The 21,553-nt window shown below is 70.1% G+C and carries 24 protein-coding genes; 3 read left to right on the top strand and 21 right to left on the bottom strand.

The window, feature by feature from the left end; all coding sequences use genetic code 11:
* Positions 1-141: 141 nt before the first annotated feature.
* A complete protein-coding gene (locus RMP06_RS21190) occupies positions 142-1,491 on the top strand; it encodes a methyl-accepting chemotaxis protein (protein ID WP_310463779.1) in 1,350 nt (449 codons plus the stop codon).
* Positions 1,492-1,497: 6 nt separating this feature from the next.
* Here the strand turns inward: RMP06_RS21190 and RMP06_RS21185 are convergent, their stop codons facing one another.
* The 3 genes from RMP06_RS21185 to rarD are packed head-to-tail and all read right to left on the bottom strand — an operon-like array spanning position 1,498 to position 5,621.
* Positions 1,498-3,324 carry a M24 family metallopeptidase gene (locus tag RMP06_RS21185; RefSeq protein WP_310463778.1) on the bottom strand — a complete coding sequence of 609 codons (1,827 nt, stop codon included), beginning with the start codon at positions 3,322-3,324 and terminating at the stop codon, positions 1,498-1,500.
* A 13-nt stretch (positions 3,325-3,337) separates the two neighbouring features.
* Positions 3,338-4,738 carry a TAXI family TRAP transporter solute-binding subunit gene (locus RMP06_RS21180; RefSeq protein ID WP_310463777.1) on the bottom strand — a complete coding sequence of 467 codons (1,401 nt, stop codon included), beginning with the start codon at positions 4,736-4,738 and terminating at the stop codon, positions 3,338-3,340.
* 4 nt (positions 4,739-4,742) lie between these two features.
* The gene (gene rarD, locus RMP06_RS21175; protein ID WP_310463776.1) at positions 4,743-5,621 is read right to left on the bottom strand and encodes an EamA family transporter RarD; all 879 of its coding nucleotides are present in this window, start codon (positions 5,619-5,621) and stop codon (positions 4,743-4,745) included.
* A 119-nt stretch (positions 5,622-5,740) separates the two neighbouring features.
* On the opposite strand from rarD, the gene RMP06_RS21170 reads away from it, so the two are divergent.
* Entirely contained in the window at positions 5,741-6,820 is a 1,080-nt protein-coding gene (locus RMP06_RS21170; RefSeq protein WP_310463775.1) for a S1C family serine protease, read from the top strand.
* 23 nt (positions 6,821-6,843) lie between these two features.
* On the opposite strand, the gene RMP06_RS21165 is transcribed toward RMP06_RS21170, so the two are convergent.
* From RMP06_RS21165 to RMP06_RS21105, 13 genes are read right to left on the bottom strand one after another with little or no spacing between them, the layout of a single operon-like run.
* Entirely contained in the window at positions 6,844-7,140 is a 297-nt protein-coding gene (locus RMP06_RS21165; protein WP_310463774.1) for a GNAT family N-acetyltransferase, read from the bottom strand.
* A gap of 10 nt (positions 7,141-7,150) precedes the next feature.
* Positions 7,151-8,080 (bottom strand): cell envelope integrity protein TolA, encoded by a 930-nt coding sequence (gene tolA / locus RMP06_RS21160; protein WP_310463773.1) that lies wholly within the window; start codon positions 8,078-8,080, stop codon positions 7,151-7,153.
* A gap of 6 nt (positions 8,081-8,086) precedes the next feature.
* Positions 8,087-8,539, bottom strand: coding sequence for an ExbD/TolR family protein (locus tag RMP06_RS21155; RefSeq protein WP_310463772.1), 453 nt, complete (start codon positions 8,537-8,539; stop codon positions 8,087-8,089).
* Position 8,540: 1 nt separating this feature from the next.
* A complete protein-coding gene (gene tolQ / locus RMP06_RS21150; RefSeq protein ID WP_310463771.1) occupies positions 8,541-9,269 on the bottom strand; it encodes a protein TolQ in 729 nt (242 codons plus the stop codon).
* Positions 9,266-9,673 (bottom strand): tol-pal system-associated acyl-CoA thioesterase, encoded by a 408-nt coding sequence (gene ybgC, locus RMP06_RS21145; protein WP_310463770.1) that lies wholly within the window; start codon positions 9,671-9,673, stop codon positions 9,266-9,268. Before ybgC ends, tolQ begins: the two co-directional genes overlap by 4 nt.
* Positions 9,674-9,693: 20 nt before the next feature.
* Complete coding sequence (locus RMP06_RS21140; protein ID WP_310463769.1) at positions 9,694-10,977, bottom strand: serine/threonine-protein kinase; 1,284 nt, start codon at positions 10,975-10,977, stop codon at positions 9,694-9,696.
* Between the two features lie 33 nt (positions 10,978-11,010).
* Entirely contained in the window at positions 11,011-12,192 is a 1,182-nt protein-coding gene (locus RMP06_RS21135; protein WP_310463794.1) for a pyridoxal phosphate-dependent aminotransferase, read from the bottom strand.
* Positions 12,193-12,224: 32 nt separating this feature from the next.
* Positions 12,225-12,743, bottom strand: coding sequence for a transcription antitermination factor NusB (nusB, locus tag RMP06_RS21130; RefSeq protein WP_310463768.1), 519 nt, complete (start codon positions 12,741-12,743; stop codon positions 12,225-12,227).
* Complete coding sequence (gene ribH / locus RMP06_RS21125; protein WP_310463767.1) at positions 12,740-13,204, bottom strand: 6,7-dimethyl-8-ribityllumazine synthase; 465 nt, start codon at positions 13,202-13,204, stop codon at positions 12,740-12,742. The genes nusB and ribH overlap by 4 nt, the downstream gene beginning before the upstream one ends.
* Positions 13,205-13,220: 16 nt before the next feature.
* Entirely contained in the window at positions 13,221-14,312 is a 1,092-nt protein-coding gene (gene ribBA, locus RMP06_RS21120; protein ID WP_310463766.1) for a bifunctional 3,4-dihydroxy-2-butanone-4-phosphate synthase/GTP cyclohydrolase II, read from the bottom strand.
* Positions 14,313-14,330: 18 nt separating this feature from the next.
* The gene (gene ribD / locus RMP06_RS21115; protein ID WP_310463765.1) at positions 14,331-15,479 is read right to left on the bottom strand and encodes a bifunctional diaminohydroxyphosphoribosylaminopyrimidine deaminase/5-amino-6-(5-phosphoribosylamino)uracil reductase RibD; all 1,149 of its coding nucleotides are present in this window, start codon (positions 15,477-15,479) and stop codon (positions 14,331-14,333) included.
* 35 nt (positions 15,480-15,514) lie between these two features.
* Positions 15,515-16,708 (bottom strand): hypothetical protein, encoded by a 1,194-nt coding sequence (locus tag RMP06_RS21110; RefSeq protein WP_310463764.1) that lies wholly within the window; start codon positions 16,706-16,708, stop codon positions 15,515-15,517.
* Complete coding sequence (locus tag RMP06_RS21105) at positions 16,705-17,538, bottom strand: serine/threonine-protein kinase (RefSeq protein ID WP_409050216.1); 834 nt, start codon at positions 17,536-17,538, stop codon at positions 16,705-16,707. Before RMP06_RS21105 ends, RMP06_RS21110 begins: the two co-directional genes overlap by 4 nt.
* Positions 17,539-17,728: 190 nt before the next feature.
* On the opposite strand from RMP06_RS21105, the gene RMP06_RS21500 reads away from it, so the two are divergent.
* On the top strand, positions 17,729-17,863 hold the full coding sequence (locus RMP06_RS21500; protein WP_409050215.1) for a hypothetical protein: 135 nt from the start codon (positions 17,729-17,731) through the stop codon (positions 17,861-17,863).
* A 78-nt stretch (positions 17,864-17,941) separates the two neighbouring features.
* Here the strand turns inward: RMP06_RS21500 and RMP06_RS21100 are convergent, their stop codons facing one another.
* The 5 genes from RMP06_RS21100 to glyA all read right to left on the bottom strand — a co-directional run bounded on the left by RMP06_RS21100 (position 17,942) and on the right by glyA (position 21,547).
* Positions 17,942-18,658, bottom strand: coding sequence for a hypothetical protein (locus tag RMP06_RS21100; RefSeq protein WP_310463762.1), 717 nt, complete (start codon positions 18,656-18,658; stop codon positions 17,942-17,944).
* Complete coding sequence (locus RMP06_RS21095) at positions 18,655-19,113, bottom strand: type IV pilin protein (protein WP_310463761.1); 459 nt, start codon at positions 19,111-19,113, stop codon at positions 18,655-18,657. The genes RMP06_RS21100 and RMP06_RS21095 overlap by 4 nt, the downstream gene beginning before the upstream one ends.
* A complete protein-coding gene (locus RMP06_RS21090) occupies positions 19,107-19,670 on the bottom strand; it encodes a GspH/FimT family pseudopilin (RefSeq protein ID WP_310463760.1) in 564 nt (187 codons plus the stop codon). Before RMP06_RS21090 ends, RMP06_RS21095 begins: the two co-directional genes overlap by 7 nt.
* Positions 19,671-19,824: 154 nt before the next feature.
* Positions 19,825-20,274 (bottom strand): transcriptional regulator NrdR, encoded by a 450-nt coding sequence (gene nrdR, locus RMP06_RS21085; protein ID WP_310463759.1) that lies wholly within the window; start codon positions 20,272-20,274, stop codon positions 19,825-19,827.
* A gap of 19 nt (positions 20,275-20,293) precedes the next feature.
* Positions 20,294-21,547, bottom strand: coding sequence for a serine hydroxymethyltransferase (glyA, locus tag RMP06_RS21080; protein ID WP_310463758.1), 1,254 nt, complete (start codon positions 21,545-21,547; stop codon positions 20,294-20,296).
* Between the last annotated feature and the right edge of the window lie 6 nt (positions 21,548-21,553).

The raw sequence follows: 21,553 nt of genomic DNA, 5'->3' as shown, positions 1-21,553 counted from the left end.
GGGATCCGGCTCCCCTGCTCGCAGGCACGTCATGCAGGCTCTTGCATTTCGACGCTGGTGTGACAGGACGTGATGTATTTCGCAAAACGTAGACCTTGAACAGAATCGGGGCATCGACCAGAGACCGGAGCCCGTCCCCCGATGCTTGCCTTTCACCACACCCGCCGCCTGCTTGCCGATCTGACCGTGGTCACCCGCCTGGGGCTGGGCTTCGGTGCCCTGATCGCCCTGATGCTGGTGCTGACGCTGTTCGGTGTCTATGCGCTGCAAGACAACTACGTCCAGTTGATGCAGCTCGGTAACGTGCCCGCAGAACAGCTTGCACAGCTCCAATCGCAGCAGCAGCAGTGGACCTTGCTGCTGGGCGCGCTCGGTGCGCTGGCGCTGCTGGGCAGCTCGCTCATCGCCTGGACGCTGGTGGACAGCATCAAGTGGCCGCTGGACCGGGCGGTGGACATCGCCGAGCGCCTCGCCGATGGCGAGGACCATGATCTGGCCGATGCCCACCAGCAAGATGAATTCGGCCACCTGCTGCGGGCGATGACGGACATCCGCCGCCGCCTGCAATCCGCCACGCAGGATGCCGCGCTGGTGACGGCCCGAGCCGCGCCCACGCTCGCCGACAGCGCCGAGGCACTGGGCGTGCAGACCGACCGTCCCAGCTTTGCCGATGGCGACCAGCCGCTGCAGGTCTCTGTCCGTACCGCGCAGGAGATGCTCAGCGTGGCCGTGACGGCGGCGCAGCGGGGCGGGGAAGTGGTGTCGCAGGTCGTGGCCAACATGGACGACATCCGCACCTCCAGCCGCGAAATCTTCGAGATCATCGGCAAGATCGACAACATCGCCTTCCAGACCAACCTGCTGGCGCTGCACGCCGCGGTGGAGGCGGCGCAGGCTGGCGAGAAGGGCAAAGGCTTCGCGACGGTGGCCGGCGAGGTACGGGCGCTGGCGGTGCGTGCGGCCAATGCAGCCAAGGAGATCAAGACGCTGGTCCACGCTTCGGCGGAAAAGGTCGAGTTCGGTGGCCAGCTGGCCCGTGATGCGGATCTGACCATGGACGCCATCGTCGTTTCGGTGCAGCGCATGACCGACTGCCTGGAGCAGCGCCGCCAGCACCCGCAACTCGGCAGCGCGCAGGCAGTGCTGCCCGAGCAGGATGTCGCGCTGCTGGACCGCCTGACCGCCAGCAACGCGACCATGGCCGCCGAGAGCGCCTCCACCGCCGAAGCCCTGCGCCTGCAGGCCGAGCGGCTGCAGAAGGTGGTCAGCGCTTTCCAGATGTTGCAGCAGACCCAGGAAGCCGCCTGGAACGCCCACCACGCCATCGCCAGCGCCCGCCAGCGCGCCAAGGGTCAGCAGGTCTCGCCGACCCCGCCGTTCCCTTCGGCCGACTGGGGCACGCTGGACGAGAACCGCCAGGCCGCCGCCCGCATGCGCCGCCGCACGGACGACCGTGGCGACGGCAGCGGCGGCGATTCGACGACCTACTGAGCCCGCTCAGACGGCTTCGGTGCGGGCCACCAGCCAGTCCAGCGCCGCACCCGACAGCCGCGGCGCCAGACGGCGGCGCACCTCGGCGTGGTAGCCGTTCAGCCATTGCCGCTCATCCTCGCGCAGCAGGCCGAAGTCGATGCAGCGCGTGTCGATCGGGCAGAGGGTCAGCGTCTCGAACGCCAGATACTCGCCAAACTCGTCGGGTTCGCCGACCGAGACGTTCAGCCCCAGGTTCTCGATGCGGATGCCCCAGCGGCCGTCGCGGTACAGCCCCGGCTCGATCGAGGTGATCATGCCGGGCCACATCGCCATCGAGGCATCCGGCACCGCCCGCGAGATGCTCTGCGGCCCTTCGTGCACGTTCAGGAAGTAGCCCACGCCGTGCCCCGTGCCGTGGCCGAAATCCAGCCCGGCTTCCCACAGCGGGGCGCGGGCCAGCGTGTCGAGGTGCGGTGACAGCGTGCCCAGCGGAAAGCGGGCGCGCGACAGGTTGATCGTGCCCTTGAGCACGCGGGTGTAGTCGGCCTTCTGCGCCGCACTCGGCGTGCCGATGGGCCAGACGCGGGTGATGTCGGTGGTGCCGCCCAGGTACTGCGCGCCGGAGTCGATCAGCAGCAGCCCTTCGGCGACGAGACCGTCCGGCGTCGAGATCCAAGCGAACGATTCGGGGGTCGCCCGGTAATGCGGCATTGCGCCGTTGGCGTTGAAGCCGGCGATGGTCGGGAAGCTCAGCGAGACGAAGTCTGGCTGGCGCGCCCGCTCCGCGCTCAGGCGCTCGTCGATGGTCAGTTCGCTGATCGCCTCATGGCCGAGGGCCGCTTCGAACCAGGCGTAGAACGCGCACATCGCCGCACCATCCACCTCCATCGCCTTGCGCACGAAGGCGGCCTCGGCGGCGGTCTTGCGGCTCTTGGCGAGCGTGCTCGGGTTGATCGCCTCGACGACGCGCACCTCCGCCGGCACCGCCTGGCGCAGCCCCAGCGTGATGCGCTTCGGATCGACCAGCAGCGTGGTGCCGGCCGGCAGTCGGGCGAGTGCCGGGGCCGCGTCCGCGTAGTCGGCCAGCGCCACGCCGTCCGCCGCCAGTCGGGCCTGAAGGGCTGCGTCGATCTTGCCTGCGCCGACGAAGAGCGTGGCCCGGTGTGCCGTGGCGGTGGCGTCGATCAGCAGGTGGGCGAGGAAGACGGGGTTGTAGTCCACGTCCGCGCCGCGCAGGTTGGTGATCCAGGCGATGTCGTCCACGGTGGAGACGAGGTGGTGCGTGGCGTCTGCCCGCTGCATCGCGGCACGGACAGCGGCGAGCTTGTCGGCGCGGGAGACGGCTGCGTGCGGGGCGCGGTGTTCGTGGACCGCCGCAGCGGGCAGCCCCGACCGGCCCGGCCACGCCTCGTCGAGCACGTCCAGATCGGTGCGCAGCACGATGCCGTGAGCGGCCAATGCCTCACCGAGCTGCTTCGCGGCGGCCAGCCCCAGCACGGCGGCGTCCACGGCCAGCACTTCTCCCGGGGCGAGCGTCTGCGCAATCCAGTCGAGGTGGTGCGTGGCCGCGCCGGTGGGGATCTTCACCAGCTCGACCGTGGTGCCGGCCAGCTCGGCTTCGGCTTGCGTCCAGTAGCGGCTGTCGGCAAAGACAGCGGCGCGGGTCGGCGTGACCACCAGCGTGCCCATCGAGCCGGTGAAGCCCGAGAAGCGCACGCGGCCCTGCCAGCGTTCGGGCAGGTATTCGGACAGATGCGGATCGGCGGACGGCACGAGAACGGCGGCCAGTCCGTGGTGCTGCAGACGTGCGCGCAGCAGGGTGAGGCGTTCGGGAATCGGGGCGTGCGTCATGGCGGTGTGTGGTTCAGGTCGGAGAGGTCACGGGCGCATCGGGCATCCCGTCGAGTCGCTGGCGCACCAGCGTGATGTGGCTGCGCAGCGAATACAGCTCGTCCGCATACGACAGCGGCACCGGCAGGCGCTCGACCAGCTCCTCGATGCGGTCCAGGTCGCTGGTGAGCAGGGCGCGGCTGCTGGTGCCGTCGGTGATGTGCTGCTCGATCTCGCGCAGGCTGCCGTACCAGCGGAAGATGCGCGAGCGGATGCGGAAGTTGTAGAGCGGTGGCACCACCCTTGAGAGCGGAATCAGCACCGCGATGATCGACACCAGCACCACCCACATCCGGTCCACCAGATTGGCCATCCAGAAGCTCACATGGCGCTGCAGCATCGGCTCACCCGAGGCATAGAAGCGCTGGGCTTCAGGGGCCAGTGGGTAGTCGCCGCCGACTCCCTTGGGGAACTCGCCCTTGGACTGGAACCAGTTGGGTTCGCCGTGGATCTTGCGGGCGGCCTGCACCAGCAACTGCTGCAAGGCGGGGTGCGTGTCGTCGCGCACCACCAGCATCGCGGTCGCCGCCACCAGCCGCACGTCCTGCGCCGGCAAATCCTTCGCCAGATCGACCACGCCCCGCGGCAGCCCGACCGGCGACACCTGCGGCACGCGCCGCGCATAGGCCTCCGCCTGCGCGAAGTCCAGCAGCCGCACGCCCGGCGTGATCAGCAGCATCCGCACGATCGGCGATTCCGGCGCCGAGACCATCGCCATCGCGTCGATCTCGCCGGCCAGCAGGGCCATGACGGCGGGGGTGGTGGCCAGCCGGGTTAGCGGCATGGAGGCGGTATCGAGTCCGTTGGCGTCGAGCAGGCGGCGCATCAGGTTGGTCACGCCACTGCCATCCTGGCCCACGTTGAGCCGCCAGCCGGCCATCTGCGACAGGCTGTCGAGCGTCTCGCGGCCGAGTTTGGCCTTGGCGGTGTCGTCGCGGTAAAACACCCAGACCGGCTCGCGGAACAGGCTGCCCAGGCTCAGCAGCGTGTCGTCCGGCGCCTCGTCGCCGAGCTGCACCTCGTCGGAGCCACCCTGCACGAAGGCGGCGTCCACCTCGCCACTCTTGAGCAGTTGCAGGTTCTCCAGCGAGCCCTGCGTCGGTTTGAGCACGACCTCGATGCCGTGCTTTTCCAGCGCCTGCCGGTAGCGCTGGCCGAACTCGGAATACGCGCCCTGCGCGGTACCGGTGGCCAGCACCATGCGCCGCGGCGGGTTGGGATCGAGCATGGTGTAGGCCATCCACACCAGGCCCACCGCCAGCAGCAGCACGGGGCCGCCCGTGATCAGCATCTCCTTGAGCGAGATCAGGGCGGAGCGCACCCGCAGCAGCGCGGTGCCGGTGTGGCGCATCAGGGGTTGGGGCAGTGTGCTCATGGGGTCACATCGTGGCGGATTGGCGGCTGCGCCACCAGAGTTCGGCACTGAACAGCGCGCACGCTGCCCAGATGATGGCAAAGCCCTGCGCCCGCGCACCCGCAAAGGGTTCATGGAACAGCCACACGCCGAGCGCGAGCTGGATCGTCGGCCCGATGTACTGCAGCATGCCGAGCAGGCTCAGCGGGATGCGCCGCGCTCCGGCCGCGAACAGCAGCAGCGGCACGGCGGTGAGCGGCCCGGTGAGCACCAGCAGTCCTTGCAGGTCAAGTGTCGCACCAGGGAATACCGCGTGCCCTTGCGTGATCGCCCAGCCGAGGCCCGCCAGCGCGATCGGCCCGAGCAGCAGCGTCTCCAGGGTCAGCCCTTCCAGGGCGCCGAGCGTGGCCGTCTTGCGCAGCAGGCCGTAGGTGGAAAAGCTCGCCGCCAGCACCAGCGCGATCCATGGCGGCGTGCCCTGCGCCCAGGTCAGCCAGGCGACGCCCACGGCTGCTGTCACCACCGCCGCCCATTGCACCGGCCGCAACCGCTCCTTCAGCACCAGCCAGCCCGTCAGCACATTGACCAGCGGCGTGATGAAGTAACCCAGGCTCGCGTCCACCACGCGGCCATGGCCGATCGCCCAGATGTAGACGTACCAGTTGGTGGCGATCAGCGCCGACGACGCCAGGAACAGCCCGAGCACCCGCCGGTTGCGCAGCGCCGGCCCGAGCCAGTCCCACTGCCGCCGCACGGTCAGCACACCCAGCAGGAACACCAGCGACCACACGACCCGGTGTGCCAGCACTTCGAGCGCCACGACACCGTGCAGCAGCCGGAAATACAGCGGAAACAGTCCCCAGATCACATAGGCGAGCGACGCCTGCACGATGCCGCCGCGCATCAGAAGGGGAGGGGCCGGGCGGCCGAAACAGGTGTGTGCATGGGACCGAGGATACCCGCCGCACTGGTGACAAAATGCAAGTCAAACATCGGTTCCCGCCTGAGATTGGACACTCCATGATGAACAACGGTCACGCACACCCTGCCCGCTGGTGCTTGTTGCTGGCGCTGGTCTGCCCCTTGGTGGCGTGCGGGCGCGAGGAGACTGCGGCCGGCCCGCGACCCGTGGCCAGCCGGGGTGCGCTGCTGGCGGACGAGCAGGCGGTGGTGAACCTGTTCGAACAGTCCGCGCCTTCCGTTGCCTACATCACCACCGAGACGGTGCAGCGCGGCAACTTCGGTGGCGCGGAGGTCAGCCAGGGGGCGGGTTCGGGCTTCGTCTGGGACAGCGCCGGCCACATCGTCACCAACTTCCACGTCGTCAAGGACGCGCGCAAGGTCTTCGTGCGGCTGGACGCCGGCAAGCCGATCGAGGCGGAGCCGATCGGTGGGGCGGCCGAGTACGACCTCGCCGTGCTGCGCCTGAAGGTGGTGCCCAAGAACCTGCGCCCGGTGCCGGTGGGCAGCTCGCGCGACCTGCGCATCGGACAAACCGTCTACACCATCGGCAACCCCTTCGGCCTGCAGCGCACGCTGACCAAGGGCCTCGTCAGCGCACTGGACCGGGAGCTGCCGACGGCGAACTTCCGCGAGGTGGCCGGTGTGATCCAGACCGACGCCGCGATCAATCCTGGCAACTCGGGCGGGCCGCTGCTGGACAGTGCGGGGCGGCTGATCGGCGTGAACTCGGCGATCCGCTCGACCAGCGGCAGCTCGTCGGGCATCGGGTTTGCGATTCCGGTCGATCTGGTGAACCGGGTGGTGCCGTCGCTGATCAACCGCGGCCACGCGCCGCTGCCGGGCATTGGCGTCACGCCGATCTCGCCGGACCAGGTGTCGCGGGCGGGGATCTCGGGTGTGGTGCTGGGGGCGGTCGGGCGTGGCACACCCGCTTCCTCGGCCGGGCTGGTGCCCTACAACCCGCAGACCGGTGATCTCGGTGACGTGATCGTCGGCGTCAACGGCAAGCCGGTGCAGACGCTGTCCACGTTCGTCGGCGAACTGGAGCGTGCGGGCATCAACGCGACGGTGGACCTGACCGTGCGCCGCGGCGACAAGGAGCGCATGGTGCGGGTCAAGGTGATCGACCTGCGGGCCTGACTGCGCTGCGGTTTTCGCGCCCCTCAGTCCGCCTGGCGCAAGGACAATTCGGGGTGTCGGCGCAGATAGACCCGCACATACGAACACGACGGTCGCACTGCCAGCCCTTCGGCCGCCACCCAGGTCAGCGCCTCGTGCACCAGCGCAGCAGCGATGCCCCGGCCTCCCAGTGCCGAGGGCACGCCGGTGTGGTTCAGGTCCACCACGCCGGGGCTGCGGCGGTACGCGGCCACGCAGAGTTGACCGTCCACCGTGGTTTCGAATCGCGAGGCCAGTTCGTTGTGGATGATGGAAATCGGGGTGGCAGGCAGGGTGGGCATAGGGGGGTCGTCAGCGTTCCGATGCGGTCCAGGGGATGTCGATGACCGGCGGAACCCGGTTGTCGGTGTCGCGCGGCACGACGCCCGCGCGGTCGATCGCGTCGAGCACGGCCTGGTCCCAATCGGCCTGGCCGCTGGACTTGATCAGCTCGCGCGAGATGATGGTGCCGTCCGGCGCGACCCGCACCCGCACCACGGCGGGCGTCGAGCCGATGTTGCGGCCGGTGTAGACCAGCTTGGGCTTGAGGTAGGCGCGCAGGCGGCCGGCGTAACCTGCGGATGGGCCGGAGGACTGTGCCGCTGCACCGGCGCCCGGTGTGGCGCCAGGAGCGGGGGCATCGCTGCCGTCGCCGAGCTGCTTCTGCAGGCGCCGGAGGTTGTCCTCGCGGGACTTGGCGGTTTTCTCCTGCTGCGCCGCATCCTTGACCTTCTCCGCGGCGGCGGCTTTCTCCGCTGCCTTGGTCGCGGCCTTGCGCTCGGCTTCCTTCAGTTCTGCCTCCTTGCGGGAGGCTTCTTTCTTGTCCGCCTTGTCGAGCCGGGCCTGCTTCTCCGCTTCCTCGGCCTCGCGTCGGCGCTTGTCCGCCTTCTCGCGGGCAATGTCGGCTTCGCGCGGGGCGGGCGGCGGCTCGACTACCTTGGGCGCGGCGGCAGGAGGCGGAGGCTGGGGGGCGGGCTTGACGACCGGCGCAGGCGGGGGCGCGGGCCGAGGCGGGGGCGCTGCGGGCGCCGCCTGCTGCGGCACAGCCGACCACAGCTCGGCGCTGACCGTGGCGATCTCCTGGCGCTTCCACGCCACGCCATAGGCGAGCGCGGCAATCAGCCCGACGTGCGCGAGCAGCGCGACCGTCGTGCCCAGGCGCAGGCTGTCCGCGGACGGAGGATGGCGCACGGGATCGCGCGGAGTGTCCTCGGGCGGTGACAGCGGAGTCGGACGGGCCATCGTCGCTCAGGCCCCGGTCGTGCGCACGGCCAGTCCGACCCGGGCGATGCCGGCCTTCTGCAGCGCGTCCATCACCTTGACGACGGCTTCGTATTTCACGCCCTTGTCGGCGGAAATGATGACCGGCGTCTGCGAGGATCCGTTCTGCAGCGCCTGGATGCGCTTGGCGAGCTGCGGCAGCGCGATGCGCTCGCCCTCGGAGTCCGGGTTGCCGGCGTCTGCCTTGCCATCGACCTTGATGCGCAGCAGCTCGCCCGCATCGAGTTGCACCTCGACGATGCGATCGGGCTGCCGCTGCGCCTGGCCGACGGTCGGCAGGTCGATCACGCCGGGGGTCATCAGCGGCGCGCTCACCATGAAGATGATCAGCAGCACCAGCATCACGTCGATGAAGGGCACCATGTTGATCTCGCTGATGGTGCGGCGGCGACTGGCGCCGCGGCGGCTCACGGCGGACATGTCAGAACCGGCCCGGTGCGGACACCGGGACAGGGGCTGCAGCGCCGGCCGAAGGTGACTGGTTGGCGTTGCGCGCGAGGATGTTGGAGAACTCTTCCATGAAGTTGTCCTGCTGCATGGCGATGCGGTCGATGTCGCGGGCGAAGCGGTTGTAGGCGATCACGGCCGGGATGGCGGCGAACAGGCCGATGGCGGTGGCCACCAGTGCCTCGGCAATGCCGGGCGCCACGGTGGACAGCGAGACCTGCTGCAGGTTCGCCAGCCCGGTGAAGGCGTGCATGATCCCCCAGACCGTGCCGAACAGGCCGACGTAGGGCGACACCGAGCCGACGGTGGCGAGAAACGACAGGTGCGATTCGACGACGTCCAGCTCGCGCTGGCAGCTCGCCCGCATGGCGCGGCGGGCGCCGTCCAGCAGCGCACCGCCATCGCTGACCTTGCGCTCGCGCAGCTTCAGGAACTCGCGCATGCCGGCGGTGAAGATGCGCTCCATCGGCGCGGCGTGCTGCGCGTTGCGCTCGCTCTGCTGGTAGAGGTCGTTGACGTGGCGGCCGGACCAGAAGTCGCGCTCGAACTGTTCGTTGCCCTGGCTCACCTTCTTCAGCCCGACGATCTTGCCGAAGATCACCGCCCAGCTGGCCAGCGACACGATCAGCAGGATGGCCATCACGAGTTGCACCACCACGCTGGCGTGGAGGATCAGTTGCAGGATATTCAGGTCCTGGTTCATGCGAGTCCGATGGAGGCGAGGATGTTGGGGGGAATGCGGCGTGGACGCAGTGTGCGTGCGTCCACGCAGCCGATGCGGATGCGGCCTTCGGCCAGCACGTCGCCGCCACGCAGCGCCTGCTGGTCGAGCGCGAGGCTGGCCTTGCCGGACTCGGCCAGCCGCAGGGTGACGACGACCTCGTCGTCCAGCCGTGCCGGACGCAGGTAGCGCACCGCCGTGTCACTGACGACGAACATCACGCCCTCGTCGCGGCGCAGGGCTTCCTGCGACACGCCGAGATGGCGCAGCCACTCGGTGCGACCGCGCTCGAAGAACTTCAGGTAATTGGCGTAGAACACCACGCCGCCGGCGTCGGTGTCTTCCCAGTAGATGCGCAGGGGCCAGCGGAACAGCGGGTCGGCCATGGGGGTGTCCGTGTGGGTGTTCAGGTGGTCGTCCACAGCATCGCCACCACCAGCAGCAGCAGGATGAGCACACCCGCGAGCAGCGTGCTGAGGATCCAGCTCGGGCGCTCCTTCATCGGGTAGGGCCGGCGGTCGGGCAGGGCGCCGGGGAGTGTGGGGAGTGGGTCGCGGTCTGTTGTCCGCAGCGGCACCGTCGGGGTCGTGACTGGATCGGTGTCCGAGCCGGTCTGCGTCTGCGTGGCCAGCCAGGCGCGCAACTCGCGGGCGACTGTGCCGGCAGTGCGCTGGCGCTGTTCCGGGTCGAGGCTGATGGCCTGCAGCGCGATCGCGGCCAGCGGGGCGGGAATGTCCGGGTTGTGGTCACGGGGCGGTCGCGGTCGTGCCGCACGCACCGCGGCACGGATCTCCGCGAGCGAGGTGCCGCCGTAGGGCCGGTGACCGGTGAGCAATTCGTAGAGCACGACCCCCAGGGAGTACACATCGGTGCGCGGCCCGCACTCGCGGCCCTCGAACTGCTCGGGCGCGGCATAGAACGGTGACCCCAGCGCCGGCCCGCTCACCGCTTCGGTCTGGTGCAACAACTGGGCGATGCCGAAATCGAGCACCACCGGCCGCGTGCGCCCGACCATGAAAATATTGGCGGGCTTGATGTCGCGGTGGACCACGCCCTTGCCATGCGCGTAGCTCAGCGCGTCGGCGACCCGGCGCACGATCAGCGCGGCCTGCTCGGCCGTCGGGCGCCAGCCCGTGCGCAGCATCTGCGACAGGTCCTTGCCGCGCAGCAGCTCCATCGCGATGTAGGCGCCTTCCGGACTGACTCCGGCGTCATGCACGGTGACGATGTGGGCGTGGCTGAGGCGAGCGGCGGCGCGGGCTTCGTCGAGCACGCGCTCGGTCAGGCGTGCGCGTTCAGGGTCCGGCACCGCCAGTGGCAAGGTTTTCACGGCCACGCGGCGGGCCAGCACGGTGTCGTAGGCGGCCCAGACGGTCCCGAGACCACCCGCGCCGAGCGGACGCTCCAGCACATAGCGCCCCATCTCGCCACTGTCGACCGGGAAGTCGGTGTCCCCCTGCAGCTGACGCCCGTCGATGGTCGGTGCGGCGGTGCGGCGCCGCCCGGGAACCTGCAGTGCCTCGTCGATCCGCTGCTCGAAGAGCCGGCTGTCGGGCGGCGTGCCGTCGCTGGCATCGGGCAGATCGCCAGGGCTGGTGGGCAGCCACAGGCCGAGGACGTCCGTGTCAACGCCCAGTTCAGCGCGGGTGGCGTCGGGCGTTCGAATCGTCGGGGTCATCAGGCGGGTCATGGGCAGTGGCGGCGCTGGGTAGGCCCGGATCCGTCAGTGTCCCAGCACGCGCTGCAGGCGCTGCACGGCCTCGCGCAGGTCGTCCATCGCGCTGGCGAAGGACAGCCGCGCGTAGCGGCCCGTCTCGGCGTGGCCGAAGTCGCGGCCTGGGGTCAGCGCGATGTGGGCGCGCTCCATCATGTCGAAACAGAACTGCCAGCTGTCCGGTGCGTGGGCGGTCACGTCGAACCAGACGTAGAAGGCCCCATCCGGCTGTACCGGCACCGTCAGCCCGAGCGCATTCAACGCAGGCACGATGAAGTCGCGGCGGGCTTTCATCGTGGCGCGGCGCTCCTCGCACACGGCCAGTGTTTCAGGCGTGAAGCAGGCCAGCGCCGCCTGCTGTGCGATGGCGGACGCGCAGATGTAGAGGTTCTGCACCAGTTTCTCGATCGGCGGCACCAGCGCTTCAGGCAGCACCAGCCAGCCCAGGCGCCAGCCCGTCATGCCGAAGTACTTCGAGAAGCTGTTGACCACCAGCACATCGTCGCCCAGCGACAGCGCGGTGCGCGCGTCGCCGTCATAGCTCAGGCCGAGGTAGATCTCGTCCACGATGGTGATGCCACCACGGGCGCGCACGACCTCCACGATGCCCGCCAGCGTCTCGGCTGGCACCGAAGTGCCGGTCGGGTTCGACGGCGACGCCAGCATCACGCCACGGGTCGCTGGCCCCCAGGCTGCGGCGACCGAAGCGGCGTCGAGCTGGAAGCGCTGCGCCGGCGTGGTCGGGATCAGCCGCGCCGTGCCGCCCGAGGCCGTCACGAAGTGGCGGTTGCAGGGGTAGCAGGGGTCCGGCATCAGGAATTCGTCGCCCGGCTCGACCAGCGCGGTGCACAGCAACTGCAACGCCGCCGAAGCGCCCGCGGTCACCACGATGCGGCCGGGATCGACCTGGACACCCCAGCGGCTGGCGTACCAGTCCGACAACGCCCGGCGCAGTGCGGGCAGACCGACGGCGTGGGTGTACTGGGTGCGGCCAGCGTCCAGGCAGGCCTGCGCGGCAGCGACCACCGCGCGGGGCGCCGTCTCGTCCGGCTCGCCGATGTTCAGGTAGATCATCCGCTCGCCACCCTGCGCCGGGTCGCATGCCGGGGTTCGAGCGATGGCGTCGGCCGCCTTGGCACACTCCATCACCCAGAACGGTTCGATGCCGGCCACGCGCTGCGCCAGGCGCAGCGGATCGGGCGTCAACGGCACGGGGCGCAGGCTCATTCGGCGCGGGAAGCCGAGCGGGCCAGCCGCTGGGCGGCCACTTCGGCGGGACGCAGGTCCACGGCGGCCTTGTCGAGCACGCCATTGACATATTTGTGGCCGTCGGTGCCGCCGAACGACTTGGTCAGCTCGACCGCCTCATTGATGGCCACCCGGTAGGGCACATCCAGGCAGTGCTGCAGTTCGTACAGGCCAATCATCAATACGCCGTGCTCGATCGGCGACAGCTCGGCGATCGGACGGTCGAGGTGTGGCGTCAGCAGGCTGTCCAACGCGGGGGCTTGCTCGATGCAGCCTTGGAGCAGGGCGTCGAACATTGCGTTGTCGCACTTGCTGAACTCGTCCTGCTCGCGCATGTGCGAGCGCACGACGCTGATGTCGGCGCGGCTGATCTGCCATTCATACAGGCCCTGCAGCGCCAGTTCACGGGAGCGGCGGCGGGCGGATTTGGGACGTGCGGCTCCCGGTCCGGTCGTGCTGGACGTGTCTTGGCGGGGTTTTGGGGTCGGGTTCAAGTCAGGTCTTCCAGCAAATTGGCCATTTCGACGGCAACGCGGGCGGCGTCGCGGCCTTTCTCTTCGGTGCGTGCCCAGGCCTGGGCGTCGTTTTCGACCGTGAGGATGGCGTTGGCGATCGGTACGCCATGGTCGAGCGACACGCGGGTGATCGCCGCACCGCTCTCGTTGGCGACCAGTTCGAAGTGGTAGGTCTCACCGCGGATGATGCAGCCCAGCGCGATCAGGGCGTCGTAGTCGTCCGACTCGGCGAGCGCCTGCAGCGCGATGGCCACTTCCAGCGCGCCGGGCACGCCGACATGGCGGATGTGCTTGCGTTCCACGCCGAGCAGCACCAGCTCGTTCGTGCAGTGCTCGGCGAGCGCGTCGGTGATGGCCGCATTGAAGCGGGCCTGGACGATCGCCACCCGGAGGTCGCTCCCGTCGAGGCGGGGTGTCGTGCCCTTGTCTGCGCCTTGCATGGTGGTGTTCCTTGGGTTAACCCGCCACCGGCATGAAACCGGTGACTTCTAGGCCGTAGCCGACCATGCTGGGCATGCGGCGCTGGTTGCTGAGGAGCTTCATGCGGCGAATGCCCAGGTCCCGCAGGATCTGCGCGCCGACGCCGTAGGTGCGCAGGTCCATCGTGGCGCGCGGCGGCTCGCCGGTCTGCGGCAGCGCAACGCCGAGCAGTGCCTGCGCGTCCTGCGCCACGTTGAGCAGCACGGCCACACCGCGGCCGTTCTCCTGCAGCGTGGTCAGCGCCTGCGGCAGCGACCAGGAGTGGCGCGCGCGGCCGATGTCCAGCAGGTCCATCACCGACAGCGGCTCGTGGACGCGCACCAGCACCTCGTCCTCGTCGGACCAGCTCCCTGCGCTCAATGCGAGGTGGACCTGTCCGGTGCGGTCGCGGTAGACGCGGCTGTCGAAGGCGCCCCAGGGCGTCGTCAGCCGGTCCTGGTGCAGGCACTCGATCAGCGACTCGTTGCCGCTGCGGTAGGTGATCAGGTCGGCGATGGTGCCGATCTTGATGTTGTGCTCGCGGGCGAACTCCTGCAGGTCCGGCAGGCGGGCCATCGTGCCGTCGTCCTTCATGATCTCGCAGATCACGGCCGACGGCGACAGCCCGGCCATGCGGGCCAGGTCGCAGCCCGCCTCGGTGTGGCCGGCGCGCATGAGCACGCCACCGTCCTGCGCCTGCAGCGGGAAGATGTGGCCGGGCTGCACCAGGTCACGCGGCACGCTGTCGCGGGCGACCGCCACCTGCACCGTGCGGGCGCGGTCCGCGGCCGAGATGCCGGTGGTGACACCGGTGGCAGCCTCGATCGAGACAGTGAACGCGGTGCTGTGCTTGGTGCCGTTGCGGGCAGCCATCGGCGGCAGTTGCAGGTATTCGCAACGCTCGCGGGTGAGCGTCAGGCAGATCAGTCCGCGGCCGTAACGGGCCATGAAATTGATGGCTTCGGGAGTGACCAGATCGGAGGCAAAGACCAGATCGCCTTCGTTTTCCCGGTCTTCTTCGTCCACCAGGATGATCATGCGACCGGCCGCCAGCTCGGCAACCAGCTCGGGAATGGGTGAAATCGGCATCCCGCGATTGTAGGCGGCTCAGGCCGGTGAGCCGAATGCCGTTGCAGACCGTGCCATCAGTCGCACATCCGCACCGACGCGGGTGAGGTCGGTGAAGACCAGCGGCGGGGCGTCGGCGATCTGCGCCAGCGGCCCGAAGGCGGCCATGTCGCGCCCGGCGCCAAGCAGCCGGGGCGCCAGATAGACCAAATATTCGTCCACCAGTCCGGCGCGCACGAAGCTGCCGTTGAGGTGCTGACCGGCCTCGATGTGCAGCTCGTTCACGCCGCGCTGGCCGAGGGCGTCGAGCACGGCGGGCAGGTCGATCCAGCCGTTCGTGTCGGTCGCGACCGGCTGCAAGGTGACATTCGAGCGGGCCAGCGCCGACGCCCGCGGGTTGTTCAGCGCAGCGGCGGCGCAGACCAGCAGCACCTCGCCGGGCGCCTCCAGCAGCCGGGCGGTCGGTGGCGTGTCGAGCCGGGCGTCGAGCACCACGCGCAGCGGCTGGCGCGCCGTGGGCACCAGGCGGACGTCCAGGCGCGGGTCGTCCTCGCGCACGGTGCCGATGCCGGTCAGCACGGCCCCTGCGCGGCGGCGCCACGCGTGGCCGTCAGCACGGGCCTGCGGGCCGGTGATCCACTGGCTGGTGCCATCGGGCAGCGCGGTGCGGCCATCGAGGCTCGCGGCCACCTTCAGCCGCACCCAGGGCCGCCCGCGCAACATGCGCGAGAAAAAGCCGATGTTCAGTTCGCGCGCCGCGTCGGCCATCAGTCCGTGGGCGACGATGATGCCGGCCGCCTGCAGCCGCGCCAGTCCCTGCCCGGCGACCAGCGGATTCGGGTCCAGCACGGCGGCAACGACCCGGCCCACACCCGCGGCGATCAGCGCGTCGGTGCAGGGCGGCGTGCGGCCGTGGTGCGCGCAGGGCTCCAGCGTGACGTGGACGGTTGCGCCGCGCACGTCGTGCCCATCGGCCTGGGCTGCGCGCAAGGCCATGACCTCGGCGTGCGGGCCGCCGGCCTGCTGGGTGTGGCCGGCGCCGAGGACACGCCCGCGGCCGTCGCTGATGACGCAGCCCACCCGCGGATTGGGATCGGTCAGCCCGATGCCCAGCTCGGCCCAGGTCAGCGCCTGGGCCATCGCCACCTGGTCGTGGGCCGAAAACGGAGAGGTCGGTGTGTCGCTCATGGCGTGATTGTGTGCGCTGCCGCGGGCGACGGGCCTCAGGGTTGATGCGCCACGGTGCTGTCGTCCACGGGATTGCCGGCTGCAAACGGTCCGAACGGCCCTGCATCGACCGGACAGCGCGCTGCCGCGCGGATCACCAGGAAGTTCTGGTTGCCCAGCGCAGTGGTCACCACGCTGTAGCTGGCGGGGTGCTCCGGGTTGTCGATGTGGCCGTTGCCGTCGTGGTCGGCGCTGTAGCGGCAGATGCGGAACCGCCCGGTGTTGCCGCCGGAGCTGCTCACCAGCAGCCAGCCTTGCGGGACCAGATCGAGCCGCCCCGACCAGCGTGCCGCGCCGCCCGATGCGGGGGGCACCGGCTGGACCACGCAGTGGTAGGCGATCGAAGTCTTCAGCGTGGTGCCCGGTGGCACGCCGGTGGGACCGTCCTGCACGCATTCCCACGCGGGACTGGGGTGGCCGGTGGTGCTGAGGCTCAGGCGCAGTCCGGTGGACATGGCGAGGCTGGCGGGCTGTTCCGCGTCGGTGAGGGTGGCGGTGTCGCGGTCGGTGGAAAACCGGATGTGGCCGCTGAGCAGCAGACCGCTCAGGGCCTTGCAGGTGCCGAGGCTGCCGGCATTCAGCGCATCGGCAGGCAGCCCGGCCGTGCTGTCACAGCGGCCGATCACTTCGCCCGAGCGGCTGTCGAACAGCCAGACCAGTGCCTCGTCGGTGCGCGGCTTGAAGGCGTGGCGGCCATCGCCGAGATCGCGGGCCGCCACGGGGATGCGCAGCGAGCGTTCCGGCGCCGCCGAGCCGCCTTGGCCGGTCGACGCTGTGACGCGGTTCAACAGGTTGGCAGCCCCCAGCGCAGGGTCGATTGCGGTCAGCGCCGTGCCCAGCGTCACCGCGTAGCCCACGGTTTGCCGGTCCTCCCAGCGCACGGTGGTGGCCACGCTGCGCAGTCGGCCGGCGGCATCGGTGTGGACCCGGCGCTGCAGCGTGTAGCGCGTGGGCGACGACGCAGCGTCGATCGGTGCCGGCCCGGTGTCCGCGATGTCGGCCGGCCCGCGCCAGCGCAGTTGCTCCAGATCGGCCGCCGCGTGGCGCACGGCTTCGCTGCGCTGGCGGGACAGATCGGTGCTGCGCCGCAGGTCGAGATGCAGGCGCAGCAGCGACGCCGTGCCCAGCCCGAGCAGCGCCACCGCCACCAGCAGTTCGATCAGCGCCAGGCCGGGGCTGCGCCGGTTCATCGGGTGTGCGGATCGAACCAGCTGCCCGGCACCGGCGCGAGCACGCTGCCCAGTCCCGCGGTGCGTGCGAGGACCGCCGCATCCCGGACCAGATCGAAGGCCCCGCCCAGGGTGGTGGTGTCCAGACTGACGAGCGCGCCGCGGAGCAGGCTGCGGGGGGTGGTCGGCGTCCGGATGTCCACGCGGCCCGCCACGACCAGGCCGTGGACCACCGCGTCAGGGCCGATCTGCAGCGTGCCGCGCACGACCAGCAGCAGCGGTGTGTCGGCCGATCCCCAGCGCCCCTGGGCCAGCGCCAGATCACCGTCCAGCCACAGCGCGCGGGCGCCGAGCCGCCACGCGCTGTCGAGGTCGCTGCCGGTGCAGCCGCCCGCACACGCCACGGTCTGCCAAGTGGGCAATGCTCGCAGCGTCACTGCATCCAGCCCGAACAAGCGCCGCCAGAGCGCATCAGCTCCCGCCGACAGCGGCGGATCGTCGGTGACGATGCCGGCGGCGGCGGGTTGTCCGGGTGGACCGTGGACCTTGGCGGGGGCCTGCAGCGTGACCGCGCCCCCGCTGTGCACGGTGGTGCCGCCGCTGGCGGAGTCGGCGTTGACCACGCTGGCGCCCTCGGACAGGGCGACCGCACCCACGCTGGTCAGGGCCGCCAGCGGTGGCTGCACCACCTGACCCAGCGCGGCCAGCACGGTGCTGACGCGGTAGCGCCCGTCGGGCTCGGTGGCGTTGTCGTCGGCGCAGTCCGGGCCGGGGTGGGAGCAGCCTTCGGCCGTCAGTGTCCACAGGCCCGCGCGGGGGCCGGTCTGCAGGGCCACGGTGAAGGCGGGCACGTCGGCAGTGGTGGCGGGCGCCGGCATCTGGCCCGTCCCGCTGTCGGGGCATTGGCATTGCCAGTCCGGCGTGGTCTCCGTCTGCACGCAGGCCGGCCGCCACGGCACGGCGGCGGTGAGGCTGCGCTCCCAGCGCGCACGCACGGTGGCCGGGGCGGCATCGGGGGACTGCGGTGTCGGCAGGCATTGGATGTCCACACTCCGCGTGTCGTTCAGCCGGGACACCGCCCAGTCGATGCCCGCCTGCGCCGCTTCCTGCGCCCGGACGGCGCGGATCTGGCTGGCGCTGGCGCGCTGCTCGAACAGCAGCGCCCGGTGGCTGTAGAGCAGGCTCAGGTGTGCGATCAGCAACAGGGTCATCACCATCGCGAGCGTGCCGGCGCCGCCCATGTCCTGCCGCGACTCAGAGCGGGCACGCACCGCTGACCTCGTCGTTGCGCAGGCGTGCTTCGGTGGCGAGCTGGCGCTGGACGCGGCTGTCGCGGGTGTCCTGCGCATCGAGTTCGATCCGCACCCAGCGCTGGATCCGCTCGGGCGGGCAGCGCGCCTGGCCATTGCAGGCGGTCTGCGGGCAGTAGTCCAGCAAGCTCTGGCGCTGCTCCTCCAGCCGGATCGACAGGCGCGTGACCCGCAGCAGCGCCGGGTCGGTCAGCGCCTGCCACTGGTCGCGCTCGTCGGGTGCGATGGCGCTGCCGGACAGGCGCCACTCGATGACCTGGCTTGCCGTGTTGAGGCGCAGGCCGAACTTTTCCTGGTTGCTGTTGACGTGGTCCTCGGTGAGGTCGCGGCTGTAGCTGTAGCCCAGCCACGGGGCGACGGACGGGCCGTTCAGCACGGCGCCGCGGTAGGGGTTGGCGGCGAGCGTGGCGGTCGGCCTGGCGCTGTCCCACACGCCGCCGGACACATCGCCCCAGTAGCCCGAGCGCCGGACGTCCCGCGAGACCAGCTCGATCGCGGTGCGCAGGTCTTGCGTCAGGCGGCTCTCCAGCAGCAGCCGGCGCTGCTCGTCCACATGCCCTGCGGCCAGTTGCAGCAGTGCGGTCAACAGCAGCAAGCCCAGCGCGATGGCCAGCATCAGCTCGACGAGGCTCCAGCCGCGGGCGCTGCGGGCTGGGGTCACGATTTCCAGCACTGGCGGTTCTGCGACTCGGTGTTGGCGAGCTGCGCGTCGGGGCCGGAGCGGTGGTGGAGCTGTCCTGCGTCCACGTCGAGGACCAGCCAGCGGCACAGGCGGTCGTCGGCCTGGGCGCCGCGGGCGATGGCGGTGACGCGGTAGTCCCGGTGCGCGGTGTCCGGCAGCACCGAGGTGCCGACGTCGTAGTGGCCGGCGGGGCTGACCGCGGGCAGATTGAGGCCGTCATTTCCCAGCCCGCTGGCGTAGACCGGCCGCTGCGAGCGCCAGCGTTCCTGCGCCTGCTGGAGTTGCGCGAGCGTGGTGATGGCGTCGCTGCGGCGTGTGCGGTGGACCTGGTTCTGCCAGCCCGGCACGGCCAGCGACGCCAGCAGCGCCACGACGACCAGCGTGATGCCTAGCTCGATCAGCGTCATGCCGCGGGTACGACTGCGAATCAGCATGGGCTGTATCCCGGAAAGCGCGGGCCAGGCGTGCAGGTACGCACCCGACCGAGGATGTTGATGACGTGGCGCAGCGCACTGCTGCCGTCGAGCGCGGCGACGTCCACGCTGCCGGTCGGCGTGAAGGTGCCGTGGCGCGGATCGACACGCAGGCTGGCCACGTTCGATTGCAGGCGGATGCGGCGCGAGGCGGGCACCAGCGCGGCGCGCAGCAGTTCGGTGCCGTCCACGCACTGCACCGCGGGCTCGGCGCGGACATCGGCGGTGCAGCGGCAGGCGTCGGCGTCGCCGCTGTGCAGGAGGTAGCAGGTGCCAGCCGGCGTGTCCTGGAAACTCAGCCGCAGGATGCGGTGGCGGGTGACGGCGGCGCTGCGCAGCCACTGCAGGTCGGCGTTGAACTGGGCCGAGACGCCCAGCAGGTGCTGGCGCTGCAGCCAGCCCGAGAAGGACAGCGTGGCACTGTGCAGCACCAGCGCGGTCAGCGCCATCACCACCAGCAGCTCCACCAGCGTCAGACCGCAGGCGCGGGCAGCGTGGGGCACACGGGGCGCGCGCATGGTGGCTTGAATCGTTGTCCGGATCATCCGCTTGCCCCGCCCGCCTGTGGTGATGTGCAGGCGTTCAGTCTAGGCAGGCGGAGCAAGCGGGCGCTTCCCTCCGAAGGGGGAGTGCGCGGGGTATTTCGGGGGAGAGGCGGGGGAGTCGGGCGCCTCAGATTTCCCGGATGAGCTGGTTGAAGGCGTCCACGTCCTCGAAGCGCCGGTAGACCGAGGCGAAGCGCACATAGGCGACCTTGTCGAGGCGCTTGAGTTCGCGCATGACGAGTTCGCCGATGTGGGAGGTGGTGACTTCGCTCTCGCCGCTGGTGAACAGCGTGCTTTCGATGCGGGCGATGGCGGCGTCGATCAGGTCCACGCTCACGTTGCGCTTGCGCAGGGCCAGCATCATCGACGCGCGCAGCTTGGCGCGGTCGAACTCGATGCGGTTGCCGTTTTTCTTCACCACTGCAGGCATGGCCAGTTCGACCCGTTCGTAGGTGGTGAAGCGCTTGTCGCAGGTGCTGGCACTGCAGCGGCGGCGCCTGCGCATCGCGTCGCCTTCGTCCGAGGCGCGGGTTTCGACGACCGTGGTGTCCTGGTGACCGCAGTAGGGGCAGCGCATCGTCAGGACACGGTGTCGATCAGCCGCGGTAGACCGGGAAGTCGCGCGTCAGCACCGCGACCTGTTCGCGCACACGGGCCAGCACCGCCTCGTCGTTCGGCGCTTCGAGCACGTCGGCGATCAGGTTGGCGGTCAGCACGGCTTGCTCTTCCTTGAAGCCGCGGGTGGTCATGGCCGGCGAGCCCAGGCGGATGCCGCTGGTGACCATCGGCTTCTGCGGGTCGTTGGGGATGCCGTTCTTGTTGCAGGTCATGTGCGCACGGCCCAGCAGCGCCTCGGCTTCCTTGCCGGTCAGGCCCTTGGGGCGCAGATCGACCAGCATGACGTGGCTCTCGGTGCGGCCCGACACGATGCGCAGACCACGCTTCGTCAGCGTCTCGGCCATGGCGGCGGCGTTCTTGACCACCTGTTCCTGGTACGCCTTGAACTCGGGTTGCTGCGCTTCGAGGAAGGCCACCGCCTTGCCGGCGATGACGTGCATCAGCGGGCCGCCCTGGATGCCGGGGAAGATGGCGCTGTTGATCTTCTTGGCGATGTCATCACCGCGCATCAGGATCAGGCCGCCACGCGGGCCGCGCAGGGTCTTGTGTGTCGTCGTCGTGACCACGTCGGCGTGGGGCACCGGGTTCGGGTAGACGCCTGCGGCGATCAGGCCGGCGTAGTGGGCCATGTCCACCATGAAGTAGGCACCGACGGCCTTGGCGACCTGGGCGAAGCGCTCGAAGTCGATGCGCAGCGCGAAGGCCGATGCGCCGGCGATGATCAGCTTCGGCTTGTGTTCGTGGGCCAGACGCTCCATCGCGTCGTAGTCGATGTCTTCCTTGGCGTCGAGGCCGTAGGAGACGACCTTGAACCACTTGCCGGACATGTTCAGCGGCATGCCGTGGGTCAGGTGGCCGCCTTCCGCGAGGCTCAGGCCCATGATGGTGTCGCCGGGCTGCAGCAGGCCGAAGAACACGGCCTGGTTGGCCTGCGAGCCGGAGTTCGGCTGGACGTTGGCGTGCTCGGCGCCGAAGAGCTGCTTGGCACGGTCGATCGCGAGCTGCTCGACGACATCGACGTATTCGCAGCCGCCGTAGTAGCGCTTGCCAGGGTAGCCCTCGGCGTACTTGTTGGTGAGCTGAGAGCCTTGCGCGGCCATGACGGCGGGCGAGGTGTAGTTCTCGCTGGCGATCAGCTCGATGTGCTCTTCCTGGCGGCGCACTTCGGCGTTGATGGCAGCCGTGATCTCGGGATCGATGGCGGCGAGGGTCTGGGTAGCGCGGTCAAACATGTGGAG

Source organism: Sphaerotilus sp., from assembly GCF_031429695.1.
Lineage (GTDB): Bacteria > Pseudomonadota > Gammaproteobacteria > Burkholderiales > Burkholderiaceae_C > Sphaerotilus.
The sequence above is the reverse complement of the archived record's forward strand: the minus strand, read 5'-3'. Positions and strand labels throughout refer to the sequence as shown.